12 protein-coding genes, 1 tRNA gene and 1 pseudogene are annotated in these 16,974 nt (G+C 70.8%); 7 read left to right on the forward strand and 7 right to left on the reverse strand.

What is annotated here, in order from left to right:
* Window positions 1–126 precede the first annotated feature (126 nt).
* From POL72_RS00560 to POL72_RS00570, 3 genes are all read right to left on the reverse strand, one after another.
* Entirely contained in the window at window positions 127–1,422 is a 1,296-nt protein-coding gene (locus POL72_RS00560; RefSeq protein WP_272092920.1) for a hypothetical protein, read from the reverse strand.
* A 98-nt stretch (window positions 1,423–1,520) separates the two neighbouring features.
* Window positions 1,521–2,966 carry an eCIS core domain-containing protein gene (locus POL72_RS00565; protein ID WP_272092921.1) on the reverse strand — a complete coding sequence of 482 codons (1,446 nt, stop codon included), beginning with the start codon at window positions 2,964–2,966 and terminating at the stop codon, window positions 1,521–1,523.
* Between the two features lie 411 nt (window positions 2,967–3,377).
* A complete protein-coding gene (locus POL72_RS00570) occupies window positions 3,378–3,569 on the reverse strand; it encodes a hypothetical protein (RefSeq protein ID WP_272092922.1) in 192 nt (63 codons plus the stop codon).
* Window positions 3,570–4,643: 1,074 nt separating this feature from the next.
* On the opposite strand from POL72_RS00570, the pseudogene POL72_RS00575 reads away from it, so the two are divergent.
* Together POL72_RS00575 and POL72_RS00580 are read left to right on the forward strand one after the other, a co-directional pair.
* Window positions 4,644–4,946, forward strand: a pseudogene (locus POL72_RS00575) (hypothetical protein); the annotation flags it as partial.
* Between the two features lie 18 nt (window positions 4,947–4,964).
* Window positions 4,965–5,363 (forward strand): hypothetical protein, encoded by a 399-nt coding sequence (locus POL72_RS00580; RefSeq protein WP_272092923.1) that lies wholly within the window; start codon window positions 4,965–4,967, stop codon window positions 5,361–5,363.
* Here POL72_RS00580 and POL72_RS00585 read toward each other — a convergent pair.
* Window positions 5,335–5,409: transfer RNA gene (locus POL72_RS00585), tRNA-Glu, on the reverse strand. The genes POL72_RS00580 and POL72_RS00585 overlap by 29 nt on opposite strands.
* A gap of 436 nt (window positions 5,410–5,845) precedes the next feature.
* On the opposite strand from POL72_RS00585, the gene POL72_RS00590 reads away from it, so the two are divergent.
* The 3 genes from POL72_RS00590 to POL72_RS00600 all read left to right on the forward strand — a co-directional run bounded on the left by POL72_RS00590 (window position 5,846) and on the right by POL72_RS00600 (window position 11,097).
* Window positions 5,846–8,023: a TonB-dependent receptor plug domain-containing protein gene (locus tag POL72_RS00590; RefSeq protein WP_272092924.1), complete on the forward strand. Its 2,178-nt coding sequence runs from the start codon at window positions 5,846–5,848 to the stop codon at window positions 8,021–8,023.
* The gene (locus POL72_RS00595) at window positions 8,020–9,159 is read left to right on the forward strand and encodes an HmuY family protein (protein ID WP_272092925.1); all 1,140 of its coding nucleotides are present in this window, start codon (window positions 8,020–8,022) and stop codon (window positions 9,157–9,159) included. Before POL72_RS00590 ends, POL72_RS00595 begins: the two co-directional genes overlap by 4 nt.
* 126 nt (window positions 9,160–9,285) lie before the next feature.
* Window positions 9,286–11,097 carry a hypothetical protein gene (locus POL72_RS00600; RefSeq protein ID WP_272092926.1) on the forward strand — a complete coding sequence of 604 codons (1,812 nt, stop codon included), beginning with the start codon at window positions 9,286–9,288 and terminating at the stop codon, window positions 11,095–11,097.
* Between the two features lie 22 nt (window positions 11,098–11,119).
* Here the strand turns inward: POL72_RS00600 and POL72_RS00605 are convergent, their stop codons facing one another.
* The 3 genes from POL72_RS00605 to POL72_RS00615 all read right to left on the reverse strand — a co-directional run bounded on the left by POL72_RS00605 (window position 11,120) and on the right by POL72_RS00615 (window position 14,333).
* The gene (locus POL72_RS00605) at window positions 11,120–11,944 is read right to left on the reverse strand and encodes a CBS domain-containing protein (protein WP_272092927.1); all 825 of its coding nucleotides are present in this window, start codon (window positions 11,942–11,944) and stop codon (window positions 11,120–11,122) included.
* 458 nt (window positions 11,945–12,402) lie between these two features.
* Window positions 12,403–12,846 (reverse strand): hypothetical protein, encoded by a 444-nt coding sequence (locus POL72_RS00610; RefSeq protein WP_272092928.1) that lies wholly within the window; start codon window positions 12,844–12,846, stop codon window positions 12,403–12,405.
* Window positions 12,847–13,430: 584 nt separating this feature from the next.
* The gene (locus tag POL72_RS00615) at window positions 13,431–14,333 is read right to left on the reverse strand and encodes an alpha/beta hydrolase (protein ID WP_272092929.1); all 903 of its coding nucleotides are present in this window, start codon (window positions 14,331–14,333) and stop codon (window positions 13,431–13,433) included.
* 222 nt (window positions 14,334–14,555) lie between these two features.
* Here POL72_RS00615 and POL72_RS00620 point away from each other — a divergent pair, with 222 nt between their 5' ends.
* Both POL72_RS00620 and POL72_RS00625 read left to right on the forward strand, forming a co-directional pair.
* Window positions 14,556–15,962, forward strand: a complete 1,407-nt coding sequence (locus POL72_RS00620) for an FAD-binding oxidoreductase (protein ID WP_272092930.1) — start codon at window positions 14,556–14,558, stop codon at window positions 15,960–15,962.
* A 118-nt stretch (window positions 15,963–16,080) separates the two neighbouring features.
* On the forward strand, window positions 16,081–16,953 hold the full coding sequence (locus tag POL72_RS00625; protein WP_272092931.1) for an alpha/beta fold hydrolase: 873 nt from the start codon (window positions 16,081–16,083) through the stop codon (window positions 16,951–16,953).
* Window positions 16,954–16,974: the final 21 nt, after the last annotated feature.

The raw sequence follows: 16,974 nt of genomic DNA on the forward strand, positions 1-16,974 counted from the left end.
GCATAAATGGGGCTCAAGTGGCCCCATGAGGCTCATGACAGACAGAGTCCACGCTTGAGTGTCGAAAGCCCCTGCGTCATCACGGATCTTCGCCTGTGATTGCGGTCGAGGAGTACGGCTGTAGTGCTAGTACCTCTGCCGCCGGACGAGCTCTATCGCTTTCTTCTTCGCTTCCTTGGGCGGGAGGACGAGGATCTCCTTGAAGAAACTCTCCTGCTGCTCACGCGGGAGCGAATCGAGGAGCCTCTCAAGCATCTTGAGGCTGGTCAGCAGCTCCTCGTCGACGACGGTCCGCTTCCCGCCATACTCTGCGGGCGCCTTCGCGCCGAACAGCTTCGACGCTTTCTGCCCGCCCGTGGCCGAGAGCTTCATGGTTTGATCCTCGGCGCCGCTCGAGGCCGTGTGCGCCGTGCCGTACATGTTCGCGGTCAGGGGGGCCGACCCTTCCAGGCCGACCATTAGGGCCATCGTGTCGCCCCTCACGTGCTTGTTCATGTAGATGTGGCCGTGCTGATTCTTCCTGGGGATGGCCACGAGCTGGCGCTTCCGGAGGTACTCTCCGGTCGCGGGGTCGATCGGGTGGCCGCCGGGGCCGATGATGTCCCCCTTCACGTTGCGGTTCCCGATGCCCCCCAGCGGGACGTTCACGCCCCTGTGCCGGCGCAGACCCATCTGCGCGTGGAATGGGAGCTTCAGCTCCTCGACGCGCCTCGTCCCGTCCTTGCGCCTCTCGCCGACCTTCGTCGCGTGGGAGGCGAACCCGCGCCAGGCGCTCTTGTCCAGCACGTCGCGGCCATCCTGCGAAGGTCCGCGCCCCAGGTAGTCATAGAAGGCCTCGCCCAGGCCCTTCTTCTCCTGGATCTCGAAGAGTTGCCGCTGCCCGTGACCGAGGACGCTCGCCAGCGGCCACGGATATTCGGTCACCATGTCCTCGGACTTCGACAGATCGGGGTTGTTCCGCGTCGACATATCCACCCCGCCGAGCGCCATGGTCAGGTGGAGCCGTCGCATGAACTTCTGCTTCGCGAGCGTCATCTCCGCGGACGCCTCCAGCTTCTGCCTCGCACTGGCGCTCATGCTCTTGTCCGACCCCTTGGGATCGGCGAACATCGTCTGGAACATGACCGCCGGGTCAATCTCGTTGAGCTGGCGCACCATGAAGTCCTCTTCGGACTCGGTGTGCTCGCCGTCCGGCCCTTTTCTGCGCCCCTTCCAGGTCTCTTCATCCACCGCCCATGGGTCCTTGGCGGCCGCCGCTTGTCCGTCGGGCAGCCGCTGGATCAGGTGCCGCGTCGCGCGGTTGCCAATCTTCGCCTGGAGCTGCAAGACCGGGTGAACCGGGGGCGGGGCCGCCGGGGCGGCCGCTACCGCCGCCTTTCGAACGGTGGCTGCTCGGGCTGCTGCCGTCTGTCTCTGTGCCATCTAACGCACCTCGTCTCCAGGTTCGACGCTATTGAAGTGGTTCACGTTGATGCAGGAATCCTCCACGGTCCATCGACTTTGCCTTTGGTTGCATGCTGTCACACCGCGAGCTTGAAGCCGCCTCGGCTGCGAGTGATACGCCGGTTCTTTATGGCCCGTTTCAACGCAACCTTGAGCGCTCCGGGCTTGAGCTGAGGAGTGCTGGCGCCTCGATTTGCGTTGATGTGGTTCAGGATGTCCTTGAAAGGGTGCGTCGGCCCGAGGGCTTTGATCGCGCCGATCACCTCTTTCTCCAGAGGGCTCACCTTCGTCACATTTGGCACGCTCGGATAGGGCGGCACATTGTCTACGCGGTGCTTCGTCAGCTCGTTGGGGCCACCCTGCTGCTCCGGCCAGGGGTGGTTCTTGCCCGCGATGTCCTTGCGGATGGGCTTGAGGGTGATCTCCAGCCCGGAAGCCAGCTTCTTCTCGCTCGGGTCGTACGGAACGCTCCCGCTCGGGCTGGGAGGCAGGACCGTGACCGTGTACTCTGCCCCGTGCTGGTAGCGGGAGTCGCCCAGCCGGCTCCCTGGCCTGATCTGATCCGCAATTTGCGCGAGGGCCTTGACTTTCCCTTCCACGCCACGGTGCCTCTTGTTGGCGTCCGAGCTCAGCACGGTCAGGTTCTGGTTCTCGCCCCGCCCGCCCATGTTGTCGTTGAGCAGATGCCCCGCGATGTACCGAGGCTTCCCGCCCACGATCTTACCGACCTTCTTGATGATGGTCGGGGTGTCCGCGTTGGGCTTGGACCCATATTTCCATTCGCTTTCCGCGCCGATCTCGGCTTCCATCCTGGTGCCCCCGTAGTAGGGGCTTGGCTTTCCCCAGGTGGCTTTGACCGGGAACCGCTGGACGGCCGCGTCGGCTGGGGGGGTAGCTGAGTGTCCCTCTGTCCTCCCCACCCCCGCAGACACCCACGGCCCGCCGGCCTTCCCCCGCGCCGCCCTGGCCCCCATCGCGTCGGCCTCGGCCTCCAGTGCCGGGTCATCATTGAGCGCCACCCCCTTCATCTGTGCCGTCGCCCGCACGCGCCCCGCCCGCTGCTGCACCACGTGCGCGAGCTCGTGCCCGAGCAGTTCCTGTCCCCGCGTCGTCTCCGGCGCCCAGCGCCCCGGCGCCACGTGGATGTCGCTCCCCTGGGTGTATGCCGCCGCCCCCAGCGCCGTCGCGCGCGGCGAGCCCGGGTGTACCCGCACGTCCGAGAAGCCGGCGCCGAAAGCACCCTCCATCTTCTGCTGCACCGCCTCCGGCAGCGGCCGGCCCGACGTCGACGCGGGCACGTCGCGCTCGGTCTCCGCAGGCGCTCGCCCGGCGGACAGCCGCTGGATCACGTGCCGCGTCGCGCGGTTGCCGATCCTCGCCTGGAGCTGCAGCACAGGGTAAGCCGCGAACGGGGCCGCCGGGGCTCCCCGGGCCGCCGGCGCCGCTTCTGGGACCGGCCTCGCAATCGTCGGTGCGCGGTTCACGGCAGAAGCGCCTTCGCGGCGGATGGCTTGCTTGCTCATGGGGTATCGGGAGCCTATCGGGGATAGGAAGGCAAACGGCTTGTCGAGTCAAGCGGCCTCGCCCGGAGCTACGATAGCGCTCGAGCCACGAGGTATCCAGCTCGCCCGTGCGCATGTCCGCCGTGTCAACACAAATCCGTGCGCGCTCAGCACACCAATATTCAGAGTGATGGGGCCGCCCCTCTTTCAGCGTCATGGGGCCAGCGAGACAGGCCAGGAAAGAAGAAGCGCATGTCTATTGGTTCTTCGCTCTCCTGGAGCTCGGAGGATTGCCCACCACCACGCGCATCATCCAGCCTGCGCCACCGTCTGAGAATCGACGGAGAGGTGCCCCGGGGGGCGGCTCCCCCGGGCCCCTCGCCGGAGGCGGACAGTGCGAGTTCCGCCTCCGGCTCTTCCGCGGATCCCCGGTCAGAGCTCGTCAGGATGTTCCTGTTCGTCACGGCCGCTGACCGCGCTCTGGGCGAGCGCCTCGCTGGCCGGGGGCGCCTCCCTCGCGGACACCCCTGAAGGCCGCTCGCGCCAGCCGAGCTCCCTGTGCGCGAACCGCCGCAGCGTGCTGTATGTCACCTGCACGCCCTCGAGCGCCAATCGCTTCTGCACGCGGACCAGCTGTAACGGCTTTGGGCCCATGAGCCACCCTTCGATTTGAGCGCGGCGAGATTCGAGCGTCTGCCACGCCGATGACGGCGGGGGGTGCGGGCGCGCCTGCACCTTCCGCGCGACCTCGGCGACGAGCTCGTCGCTTATATCGCTCCGCGGTTCGATCCCGCATCGGCGCGCTGTCTCGATGTACCGGAGCGCCGTTTTTCGATCGACCACGCCGGCGCGTGCGATCTGCCGGGCGCTCTGCCCTTCCTGCCAGCGATGGATTACGCCTCGTACATCCGTCATGCTCAGCTGTCTAAAGCTCATTTGTATCTCCCAAGAGCGGCGTGAGCGGACGGAGGCCCGTCTCCGGACCTCGACCGCCAGCGGTGCGCGTCAGTCCGCGTCAGCGCTGAATCACTTCTTGTGCCGCCCAGTTAGCAACGCGTTGAAGATCGCGCTTGCCGGGGTGAGATCAGCGATCGGCGTGGAGATTGCAAGCCGTCTAGAGTGTTGATCGCCACGCACATGGGACCAGCCTGCGGCGTTTTTTCCACCCTTATGGGGCCAGTCGCGAGGTGGCGTGACATAAGTTCGCCAGGGTCATGGGGCCGGCAGATCGCCAGGATCATGGGGCCACCCTGGCGCGGATGACCCAGGGCTTGACGACCGAGAGCAAGGACATGGATCCGACCGGCGGCGCGGGTCGCCCTGTATGTCAGAGTCGCCCTGTATGTCAGAGAGGATGCCGTCTCCTCGGTCCGGCAGTCCGGCCTGTGGAGTTCAGGAGATCGCGATCAGGGCGAGCCCGGATAGCTCGCTTGAGGCCGCCGTACGAGGAGGCGTTTCGAGAAAGATGGTCCAGCGGATGGCCGGGCTGGGCGCCCTCGCCGCGACGCCAAGCAAGTCGGTGTCCCGCAGCCCGCCGTGTCGAGGTGGCTGCGCGAGGCCCATCGTCTGATGGTATCAGTTATCTCAAGACCACCGTTCGCGGTCGTTTCCACTTTCTGTAGGTGATCGTCGAGCGCGGCGGTGGCCGACTCTACCGCGACATACTTGATCGACACGCTCGGCTAGCAGACAGGGGACTGGACGCGACGGCCGCTGACCGAAGGCCAGGTCGCCTATGCCGCGCTGGACGCGGAGGTGCTGGTGCAGCTGTACGACGACTTCGAGGGGGCGAGGCTACAGGGAGAGACGCGCGCTTGGCACAACCGCCGGGCGGCGGATCCGATGCACAGTCCTGAGGACATCGAGCTCACGATGGCGATAAAGAGGGCTGCTGATCTAGTAAGCCGTGTCTTCGCGGTTCAGCTGCTCTGCAAGAACGGACATGGATCAGGCTACGGCGGTGATGGCGTGTCGTTCACCATCCCCGTGGTCAACGACTGAGAAGCGGAGCTCGAACGCGTGAAGATCTCCGAGCGCACGCACGAGCACCTGCTCACCAAAGCCCTCTCGGAAGAGCTGATCCTGGCGGTGCTCAAACAGCCACGCCATCGGCTCGCGGAGCGAGCCAAGCTGACGACGTCCGACGTCCCTCAGCTCGAAAAGGAAGCGGTGCGGCTCCGGACGGAGAGGAGCCGCCTGGTGCAAGCCCTCGCCAGCACCGACCAGAAGCACCGCAACCCCGAGGATGCCCGGCAGGTCCTCGCCCCCCTCTTCGAGACTCCCTTGAACGTCACGCCCGTCGAGACCGCCGAGGGGAGGTGCTTCTGGATCGAGGGCGCCGCGGTGGTCGGGCGGATGCTCGCGACCGATGCGGGATGTCTTAACTCTGCGTCCCCAGCGGGATTCGAACCCGCGTAGCAGCCTTGAAAGGGCTGAGTCCTGGGCCGGGCTAGACGATGGGGACCGGCGATTCGGCGCGGGACCCTACCGTCCGTCGTCGAGCAATGCAAGCCCAACTCGCGTCGCCCGTTGGGGTTTCCGCCGTCGGGCCCGCTCCCGCCCCGCGACCCCCGCGGCCGCGGCGAGCGCCGACCGCGCGGCCTCTCGTGGCGCACCGCAGGCCACCCGCCGAGGCGTTGGTCGCTCGGCGCCGCCGCCGTTCGCCGCTCGCCCGCCACGAGCCTCCGTCCCGACGCGAGCTCCTTCCCTGCTCCCGCTTCGCTGCACGCCATCTGCCCCGCCCACGGCGCCCGCGGCCTCCCGAACCGCTGGACGACCGCTCTGAATCGGGCGACCATCCCCCACCTCACCCGACCCACGGAACGCCGCACAGGCCGAGCCCTCCCCATGCTGCCGTCCCCGCGCCTCGAGCCTGCCGTTCCGATGTCCCAGGGAGGACCGTGCCCCGGCGTCGGCGCCTGACGCGCGCCGCGCTGCTCGCCTTCTGCCCGCTCCCGGCGCTCGTCCCAGCCGCGTTCTCGCGCCCTGCGCTCGCGCAGCTCTCTTCCGAGCAGCCCTCGGCCGCGCCCCCTTCCTCTTCGCCTCTTCCCGCTCCTCCGACTCCCTCTCCCGCTGCTCCTCCTCCCTCTCCACCGCCTCCCCCCTCGCCCGCCGCGCCGCCGCCCCTCGAGGTCGTCGTCACCGGCACCCGCACCCCCGAGAGCAGCCAGCGCGCCACGGTGCGCACGCGCGTCGTCACCCGCGACGAGGCCGAGCGCCGCGGCGCCACCAACGTCGGTGAGGCGCTCGACGGCGAGCTCGGCGTCCAGGTCAACCCGAGCGCCTACGGCGCGCTCGGCAACCCGAGCGCCATCCAGATCCAGGGCTTCGACCTCGACCGCGTCCTCGTCCTCGAGGACGGCGAGCGCGTCATCGGCGACGCCGGCGGCGCCATCGACCTCTCCTCCCTCCCGCTCGGCGACGTCTCCCGCATCGAGCTCGTCACCGGGCCGACCAGCTCGCTCTACGGCACGAGCGCCATCGGCGGCGTCGTCAACGTCCTCTCCGCGCCCCCCGAGCACCCAGGCTTCAGCGGCCGCGCCCGCCTCGAAGGCCGGAGCCGCGCCGGGCTCGTCCTCCATGGCTCGGGCGCCTACCGCGGCGAGCGCGCCTGGGTCAGCGCCGACGCCTCGTTCCAGCGGGAGGAGAGCCTCTCCCTCGTCGAGCCCAGCGACAACCTCGCCGATCCCGGCGCGGGCGCCGACGCCCCCACCGTCCTGCCCGAGCGCTCGCAGCGCCTCCTCGGCCTGCGCGCCGGCGCCACGCTCGGCAAGGGCATCGACGTGCGGCTCCGCGCGCGATGGATCCACGACGAGCAGAACGGCGTCGAGCAGAAGGTGTGGCCCGTCCTGGGGGCCTACCTCTACGACCTCCCCGAGGTGACCGACCGCGTCACCCTGCACCTCGCCGAGACGATCGACCTCGGCGGCGGCTCGAACCTGCGCCTCGCCGCGGGCCGGCAATGGGCCCTCCGGACGAGCGGCCGCGACCTGCGCGGCTCGCCCGACGAGGAGCTGCGCGAGCGCTCGGGCGCCCTCCACAGCTACGAGGCGATCGCCACCATCGCCGACGGGCCGCGCACCTGGGTCGCCGGGGCGCGCGCCGAGGTGGAGACGCTCGACCAGGTGCTCGAGATCACCAAGGTAACCCCCTCGGGCACCGAGGAGACCCCGCCGATCAAGGAGGTGCCCGACACCCGGCTCGGCAGCGCCGCGCTCTACGGCCAGCTCGCGTGGAAGCTCACCGACGAGCTCACCCTCATGCCCGGCGTCCGCGGCGAGCTCCGCCTCCGCTACGGCGGCGTCATCGCCCCACGCCTCGCCCTCGCCTACCGGCCCGCCCCGTCCCTCACCCTGCGCGTCTCCGGCGGGCGGGGATTCCGCGCCCCCAGCGCGAAGGAGCTCGGCTTCTCGTTCGACCACTCGAGCCTCGGCTACATCCTCGAGGGCAACCCGGCGCTCGCCCCCGAGACGTCCTGGGGCGTGAACGGCGATGTCACGTGGATCCCCCGAGAGGGCCTCACGGCGCGCGCCGGCGCCTTCGCGAACTGGGTCGACAACCTGATCGACGTCAACCCGAAGCCCCTCAGCTCCTCCGCCGGCGTCGACACGTACACCTACATGAACATCGCCGAGGCGCGCACCGCGGGCCTCGATCTCTCGGCCACGCTCCAGGCCACACCGTGGCTCCGCATCGAGGCCGGCTACGCCTACCTCTGGACGCGCGACGACACGGCCGATCCCAGACAGCCGCTCTCCGGCAAACCGCCGCACACGGCGCAGGCGGCGCTCCGCGCCGATCTGCCGTTCCAGTTCGAGCTCGTCGCCCGCCTACGGACCCTCAGCAGCGCGTTCGTCGAGAGAGACCCGAGCGAGGCGAGAGACGTGCGCGCCCCCGGGTTCACCACGCTCGACGCGCGGCTCGCGCGGCCGCTCTGGCCCTCGTCGCAGGCATATATCGGCGTCAGGAACCTGCTCGGCGCGCAAAAGGACCCTGATCGCCGCGGCGACCACCGGCCCCTCGAGGGGCGCACCGTTTACGTCGGCGTCCGCGCCGAGCTACCGTGGGAGGACTCATGACGAGAGCATCGGTGACGGCGGCGCTTCTCCTGCTCACCCCGGCGTGCAGCGACGGCACGGAGGACGGGACTTCGACCGGAACCCCCGGGACAACGAGCAGCGGCACGGGAGCCGGAAGCTCGACCGGAGACCCCGAGCCCCCGAACGACGGCGCGCTCCTCGAGGTCGACGTGCCGGCCGCCGGCCGCGTCTTCCTCCACCTCGCCACCCCGGAGATCGTGGTCCCGGAAGGCGACGGCGCGGCGTCCACCGACTGGGATCTCGCGCTCTCGGGCTACGACGTCTTCACCAACAGCGGCCTCAGCGGCCCCGGCGACGGCGGGGCCCTGCCCATCGGCCTCGACGACTACAGAGCGGGCGACCTGCCGAGCACCCCCTTCCTGCTCACGGACGACTCCGGCGGCGCCTTCTCGCGCTGGTACGCCTACGACGGCGAGGAGCACGTCGCCTTCAGCCGCTACCACGTCCACGCGATCGAGCACGAGGGCAGGTACTGGAAGCTCCAGATCTCCTCCTTTTACGGGGAGGTGAACGGGACGCCGGTCACGGCGCTCTATCAGCTCCGCTACGCCGAGGTGCTCCCCGACGGCTCCGGCCCGACCGTCGAGATTCAGGATCTCGACGCGACAGCGGGCGGCATCGACGCGGTCGAGACCGAGCCGAGCGCTTGCCTCGACCTCGCGGGCAACCGGCAGCTGATGCTCACGCCGGAAGAGGCGCGCGCGTCGACCGATTGGAACGTCTGCTTCCGAAGATCGCTCGTCAGCGTCAACGGCGAGCTCGGCGGCCCCGGGACCACGCGCGCCGCCGACCTCCAGGCAGAGGCGTCGGCCTCCGAGGAGCTCGCCGACGTCAAGGCGCGCACCGCCGCGTCGGAGCAGGCGCGGTTCGACGCGGCCGACCACGCGGCCCTCACCGATCCCGCCGTCCCGTACCGCGGCGACCACATCGCGACCGCCTTCACGGGGCGGTGGCTCGAGCCCGGCGCGACGCCCCCCGCGCCGGCCAAGGACGCCGCGTGGCTCGTCCAGAGCGCGGACGGCGTATCGCGCTTCGTGATCGTCATCGAGCGCTTCGAGGGCGCAACGGAAGCATCGCCAGGTCGCGTGAGAATGCGCGTCAAGCAAGTGGAATGAGCGCGGCATGCGCCATCGCGCACCCCGCCGAGGTCACGAGCGTGCGCAGCGCGTGACACCGCGCGAGGGCCCGCGCATACTGCGCGCGCGGTGAGGGAGGGCCCTTACCGACGCAGGAGCATGCTTATGTCAACGTCGCTTGCACCGGCATCGAGCGCCATCGATCCGTCTCGCGTGGACGGGAAGCCGGGCGGCGAGCGCCGGGCAACGCGGATGCGCGGTGGCGGTCTCCTCGCCGCGGGCGCGCTCGCTGCCCTCGTCGCGGGCGCCTGCGGCGGCAGGGTGGTGGTCGACGGGTTCGAGCCGCCGCCCGACGGCACGGGCGGCACCGGCGGCTCCTGGAGCTCGGGAGACACCACGAGCGCCGCGCCGCAAGGCTCCTCCGGGGCCGGTCAAGGCGGGAGCATCGGCGAGGGGGGGGCGCCACCGATTCCGCCCCTCGTCAAGGAAGAGCACAACAACGTCGGCGTCGACGGGTCCATCCCGGTCATCGTCCAGCCGGGCACCCTGGGCTTCACGGCCGTCGCCGAGATCATGGCGTCATCGCCGAGCTTCGATCCGATCGGGATCGAGAGCATCCGCGGCCCCGACGGCAGGCTGCTGGCGGCCGACTACACCATCCCAGGCACGATGGCCGCGTTCTTCAATCAGGGCATCGGCACGGCGGCCGTCCCCCAGACTGGCGCGGACGCATCCTCGCCGCTCGCGCCGGGCGTCTACTGGGTCAAGCTCGGCAACGGCGGAGCCGGCCCGCTGGCAGAGCCGGCGCGCCTCACGGTGTGGCACCGCCAGACGCTCGACGGGCGCTTTCACGGCGGGAAGATCGACATCAACGTCTTCATCGCCGGCGACGCGGTCTCCGAGCAGTACATGCGGCGCGTGCTGACCTCTGCATACGAGGGGTACGTGGGCCTCGGCGTGGGCAGCATCAACGTCCATCACATCGGCTCGGAGTGGGAGTTCGTCGACGAAGAGGTCCTCCCCGGCGTGCTCGAGCAGACGGCCGGCGCCCCCGGCAGGCCGGCCCTCAACGTGATCGCGGTGACGGCGTTCGGGGGGAGCCTTGCGCAGGCGTCCGGCGTGACGCCCGCCGTGCCCGCGGTCGCGGTCGAGCACGGCACCCACCTGAGCGGCATCGTGGTCACGCTCTACGAGGAGCCATCTGTTGACACCGTGATCCTGCGCCATGAGCTCGGCCACCTCGCCGGGCTGTTCCACACCACCGAGTTCGACGCCGACTTCGGCGACCCGCTGGACGACACCTCGCAGTGCAGCGACGTGAATGCGCTGATGGAGCGCTGCCCGGATTTCGGGAATCTCATGTTCCCGACAGGGGGCGATTTCTCGGGTGCGTTGACGCCGCAACAGACGACGATCGTACGGGCGAGCGCGCTCTACCGCGGGATCGTCGAGCAGGGCGGCGGGGCGGCCGTCCCGCTCCCGGCCGACGCGGACACGCCGGCGAGCGGAGCGCCCATCGCGCCGCCGGCTCCGGGCGAGCGTGCTCGCTCGTTTGCGCCTGACCGCCTCGCCTCCACCGCCGCGCTCCCGCCGCACGCCGCGGCGCTGCTCGCGGGGCACTTCTGCGGCCAGAGCGCGGCCAGAGGCGCCGATTTCGACGAGCTGCTCCGCGCGGCCGGCGGCGCCGACCCCGATCGGCTGCTCGCTGTCGGCCGCGATCCCGGCGCGCCGGCGTACATGAGGGCGCGCGCCCTCACCGCGGCGGGCCGCGCCGCCGCGCGCTCCTCCGCCTCGGCGCGCGTGATCGCCGAGCTCCAGGCCCTCGCCGCGGATCCGCGCCTCCCGCGCCGCGCGCGGCTCGGCGCCGTCGAGGGGGTCGCGTCCGCCTCGCCCGCCGCCGCCCGCGCGCTCGCCGCGCGCCTGACCGGCGACGCCGACAGGGTCGTCGAGCGGACGGCGACCCGCGCCGCACGGTGACGCCGCGCTCGCGCGGCGGGCGTCATCCCGCCCTGGATCTCGCGGCCACGGAGATCACGCCCGTCCCTGCGACGGCGCGCGCGAAGTCCAGCCCCGTCAGCACGCCGCGGAGCCGCCGCCCCTGCACCACGAGCACGCGCCGCGCCTGCGCCGCGTGCGCGGCGGCCGCGGCGCGGTGGAGCGGCGTCCGGACGTCGAGGCAGACCATGGCCGGGCTCATCACGTCCTCGACCGGTGAATCGGACAGCACGCCGTGCGCGAGCAGCGCCTCGGTCTGGGTGAACATCCCCACCGGCCACCCGCCGGGATCCACGACGACGAGCCCGCTCACCTGCGCCGTCGTCAGCCGGTCTGCGGCGAGCGCGAGCGGCGCGTCGAGCGGGATCGTGTATGCGGGCGCCGACATGAGCCCGGCGATCGGCGTCGGGTCCCGCGCCTCGACCAGGGAGAGCAGGAGATCCTTGGTGCTGAAGACTCCGGTCAAGGCTTCGTCCTCGCGCACGAACACGCGATGGATACGGTGCTTCAGCAGCACGCTCGCCGCCTGGACGACCAGCGTCGCGCGCCCGACGGTGATGATGCCCGGGCGCAGCACGGCCCGCGCCGGGACGTCGGGCAAGGTGAGCAGCATTCCTCGGCTGTTCGTCTTCGTCTCGAACCTGCCGAGCCGCAGCAGGTCGGTGCGGGACAGCACGCCGATCGCGCGCGACGCCGCGTCCAGGATCGGAACGCAGGAAATCGCGCGCTCGCCCAGCGTGCGGTGCACCTCGGGCAGCGGTGTCGTGTCGGACGCCGCGATGACTTCGCAGGTCATGTAACGCGAGACGGGTGTCGCAAAAGACATCATGGCGAACATTCCTCGAGGACGCCGGCGAACCGGCGCGCTCCGAGGGAGCAAGAAGCGATCCGCCATGCGACGAGGGCTGCCGGGCCTGGCACACGCGCAGGCACCGCGCATTGGCGCGCGATCTGCGCCGAGGTGTGCAACGGGCTGGGCAGCGGCTGGGCCGCCAGACCCAGGTGGGCGTGCCAGGCGGCGATGTCCTAAAATGCGACAGGTGGGGGCCCCGGAACGTGGCCGTCAGCCGCATGGCTCCCCGGGGCGCCTGGCCTCCAGGAGCTGCGCGTTTGCCGCGAGCTCCCGGAGGCCAGGGTCCCGGTGACTTCCCCCGGGCGACCCGTCAGACGACCCGCTGCTCAGGCATCGGGCGCGCAGGGGCCCCCTCGCCTTCCGAGGGCCCGTCACGCGCCCAGCCAGGGCCCGCGCTCGCCTTCGTCGCCGCGGATGGACTCCGGGCCCGTGGGCTAGAACCTATTGCAGCCGCCGCCCCAGCCGGGGGCGAAGCCGCCGATGCCGGAGCCGCCGCACCCCGGCCTCCAGCTGTTGCCCCAGGGGCTCCAGCCGCAAGGCTTGAAGTTCCCGAAGTTGCCCCAGTTGTTCCAGCCCGGGTTGCCCCAGTTGTTCCAGCCCGGGTTGCCCCAGTTGTTGCCGCAGCCCGGGACGCCGCCCCAGGTCCCGTTGGCCCAGCCCGCGTTGTTCCAGCCCCAGTTCGGGTCGGTGAAGCCGCCGGGGGCCCCGCAGCTCCGCGAGCCGCCGCACAGCGCCTGGGAGGTCTCCTCCACCGTCACGGCCTCGTCCGCGCCACTCTCGTCGACGCCCTCGTCGCCCACGCCCACCGCGCACCCGGTGGTCAGCGCCGCCATCGCCATCGCGACGCACATCAACCTGGTATTCAACAGCTCGATCATTTCTCCTCCTTGCCCTGCCCGCGACGTCTGCAAGACCGTCGCGCCAGTCGGGTTGCGGAGAGAGCAGCGCTCATGCCCGAGAGCTGGTGTGCAGAGCCTGCCGCCCAAGGGCGCGCGCGGCGGGCGCGAGGCAACGACAAACCGACATTCCTAAACAGCGCACGACCCCGCAGTGATCCGGCGCGTCCCCCCGCGCCGGATCACTGCGCAGAGAAGGCGCTTCCAGGCGCGCTCGGCGCCCGCCGGGAGCGCCGCGCGCGACGCGGCGGCTCCGGCAATAACACGCCTTTCGCGCGCTGCGGATTATTCGGCGCAGCGCGCCTCGACGAGGCGTCTCCGACGATGTCGAACCTCCACGCCGACAACATGAGACAAGGAGCGATAGCGCCGCAGATGCATTGGCCGTCCTCAGGCGATCAGCGCCGCGCCGCGCGGCGCGCTCAGCCCATCTCCTCTGCGCCCGTGTACGCAGGAGTGCTCAAAAAGGACGCTCCGGGCGTCCTGCGTTGAGAGCGTCAGGGGTCCTATCGAATCGGCTCATCCTCCGCCGGCGCCGGGCGAGCGCGGCGGCGGCGCGGGGCCGCTCAGGGCGCGGCGATCCAGGTCTCCCAGGCTCGAGAGAAGTCGTCGGCGTGGATCTCGTGGCCGCGCTCCGGGTGCACCACGAGCTCGTGCTCCCAGCCGTGCTGGGTCAGCACGTCGGCGAGGTTCTCGGCGCTCGCGATGGTGGAGGCGAGCTCGAGCTCGCCGACGGCGATGAAGATCGGCGGCCTCTCCTCGGAGAACAGGTCCTCCTCGATGACCATGCGCCCCGCGCCGACGAGCGCCGCGCCGTCGACGGCGACGAGGCCTTCGAGCGCCACGTAGCTCGCGAAATAGCCGCCGTTGGAGAAGCCCATGACATAACGCCCGCCGAACGTCTGGCCGAGGATCCGCTCCATCAGCGCCTCTGCGCGCATCCACTCTTCGAGCAGGGCGGGCGCCGCGGCGTCGACGGTCTCGCGGCGCGTTGGCCAGCAGGAGTAGGTCTCCACGGACGGATCCCATGTGCAGAGTCCTGGTTTCCCGCGCGGGAACACGGCGACGGCGCCGAGCGCCTCGGCGGCCTCCGCGGCGGTCGCCTGGAGGTCCACGGGCAGCGAGTCGGGCGCCATGGCCCCGTGCAGCACATAAAGGATCGGCGCGCCGCGGAGCGCGGTCTCCGGCACATGGAAGCAGGTGTGGTCGTCCAGGCCGATCCACCCTGCCGAGCACCAGTCCGTCTCGACCGGCTCCCAGCTCAGCGCCCCGCCCGCGCCGCCCTGCCCGCCCCCGCCACCCTGGCCGCCCGCGTTGCCTTGCTCGCTCGCGCCCGACGCGCCGCTGCTCGCCTCGATCGGGTCCGCGGCGGCGCCGCCCCCCCCGCCCTCGGGAGCGCCCGCGGCGCTGGATCCACGCGGCGCCTCGCTGGCAGCGCGCTCGCACGCGGCAAGCGCCAGCACCGCCATGCTCGCCACGATTGCCGCGCGGTCCGCCCTGTCCATGCGCGCGGCCAAGATGCCCTGTCGGCCGTGGCGCTGCAACACGCGCACGGCGCCGCAACACTCGCGCGGCGCTGCGCCGCGAGGACTCCCGCCAGCGAACCGACCCGCTCGGCGCGCCGGCGCCGGGGTGAGGGCGAAGACCGCCTGCCCTTGCCCTCCCGGCGATGCCGCACTACCGACCCAGCCATGACCCCGCTTCCCGGCCTCCCCGGCGCCTTCCTCGCGGCCGTCCAGCGCGAGTTCCCCGCGGATTTCCTCTCGACGGACGCTGCCGATCTCGCGACGTTCGGCCGCGACTGGACCAAGGTCCACGAGCCCAGGCCCTCGGCCCTCGCGCTCCCGCGGTCGACCGACGAGGTCTCGAGGCTGCTCCGCCTCTGCTCGGAGCACCGCGTCCCGGTCGTGCCCTCCGGCGGCCGCACGGGGCTCGCCGCCGGCGCCGTGGCGGCCAGGGGCGAGCTCGTCGTGTCGCTCGAGCGGATGCGCAAGATGGGCCCGGTCGATGTCCTCGGCGCGACCGTGCGCGTCGAGGCCGGCGCGGTCACCGAGGCGGTGCACCAGCACGTCGCGCCGCACGGCCTCACCTGGCCCGTCGACTTCGCCTCGAAGGGGTCGAGCCAGGTCGGCGGCAACATCGCCACGAACGCCGGCGGCGTGAAGGTCATCCGTTATGGCCTGACGCGCCAGTGGGTCCTCGGGCTCACCGTCGTCACCGCGAGCGGCTCCGTGCTCGAGCTGAACGGCGCGCTCGAGAAGAACAACACGGGGATCGACCTGCGCCAGCTGTTCATCGGCAGCGAGGGCACGCTCGGCATCATCACCGAGGCGACGCTCAAGCTCACGCGGGTGCCCGAGGCGCTCAACGTGTTCCTGTTCGCGGTGCCCGACCTCGCCGGCGTGCTCGCGCTGTTCCGCGAGGCCCGGACGGGGCCGTTCGTGGTGATGGCCTACGAGTTCTTCACCGAGAAGTGCCAGGCGCGCCTGCGCCGCCACCGGAACGTGCGCGTGCCGCTCTCGGCGCCGTCGGACTACTACGTGCTCATCGAGGTCGAGCGCGGCGAGCCCGAGGCGCTCGAGGCGTGGATCACCTCGCTGTTCGAGCGCGGGCTGGTCACCGACGGCACGCTCGCGCAGCACGGCGCGCAGGCCGCGGAGCTCTGGGCGCTCCGCGAGGGGATCAGCGAGAGCCTGTCGGCGACCGGGCTGCCGCACAAGAACGACGTGTCCCTCCCGATCCAGGAGCTCGAGGGCTTCTGCTCCGAGCTCGAGAGCCTCTTCGAGGCCCGCTATCCAGGGTGGGAGATCGCGCTCTTCGGCCACATCGGCGACGGCAACCTCCACATCAACGTGATGAAGCCCGACGACCTCACGCGCGAGGAGTTCCTGAAGCGCACCCACGAGGCGGATCACGCCATCTTCTCGCTCGTGAAGAAGTACCACGGCAGCATCTCCGCCGAGCACGGCATCGGCCTGCTCAAGAAGGATTACCTGCCCTACTCTCGCTCGGCCGAGGAGCTGGCGATCATGAGGTCGATCAAGCGGGCGCTCGATCCGCTGAACCTCATGAACCCAGGCAAGATCATCGACGTCTGAGCGCCCTCCGGCTCGCTCGCGACGCACGCGGACCCCCATGGTGCAACCAGCGATTCAACCCGTGACCGCACGGCAGAGCGCCGGCGGCCGTTCGATGGAATCAGCGCAAGGAGAGACGATGACCCTCGACGAATCCAAGCTCTCGCACCGGTTCACCGAGCACGGCGGCGTGCGCCTCCACTACGTCGAGGCGGGCGACGGGCCGCTCGTGGTGCTCCTCCATGGCTTTCCCGAGATCTGGTACTCGTGGCGCCATCAGATACCCGCGCTTGTGGAGGCGGGTTACCGCGTGATCGCGCCCGACATGCGCGGCTACAACCTCTCGGACAAGCCGGAGGGCGCCTCGGCCTACGGGGTTAACGAGCTCACCGCGGACGTGGCCGCGCTCGTCCAGGCTTCGGGCGCGGAGCGCGCCGCCGCGGTGGTCGGCCACGACTGGGGCGGCGGCGTCGCTTGGGAGTTCGCGGCGCGGTATCCGGCGCTCCTCGATCGGCTGGTGGTCCTCAACTGCCCTCACCCCGCGCGGCTGCTCGCCGGGTTCCGCACGGCGCAGCAGCTCCGCAAGAGCTGGTACATGTTCTTCTTCCAGCTCCCGAAGCTCCCGGAGCTCGCAGCGCGGAGGGACGGCTTCGCGTGGCTACGCGCGGCGGTGAAGGACGACCCGCGGCGTCCGGGCGCGGTGAGCGACGAGGATCTCGCCCATTACGTCGAGGCGTGGTCGCAGCCCGGCGCGCTCACGGCGATGATCAACTACTACCGCGCCCTCTTCCGTCCGGCCAGCCTCCGCGGGCTGGGCAGGCCGCCCCGCATCGACGCCCCGACGCTGGTGATCTGGGGCGAGCACGATCGCTACCTCGGCTCCGAGCTCGCCGAGCCGGATCCGGCGCTGGTCCCGAACGCCCGAGTCGCGCGCGTCCCCGACGCGAGCCACTTCGTGCACTACGACAGGCCCGAGAAGGTCAATCAGCTCCTCCTCGATTTCCTGCGCTGACGCGCTCGCTGCAGCGCGGTC

It is taken from the genome of Sorangium aterium (genome assembly GCF_028368935.1).
In the GTDB taxonomy this organism is placed as follows: domain Bacteria; phylum Myxococcota_A; class Polyangia; order Polyangiales; family Polyangiaceae; genus Sorangium; species Sorangium atrum.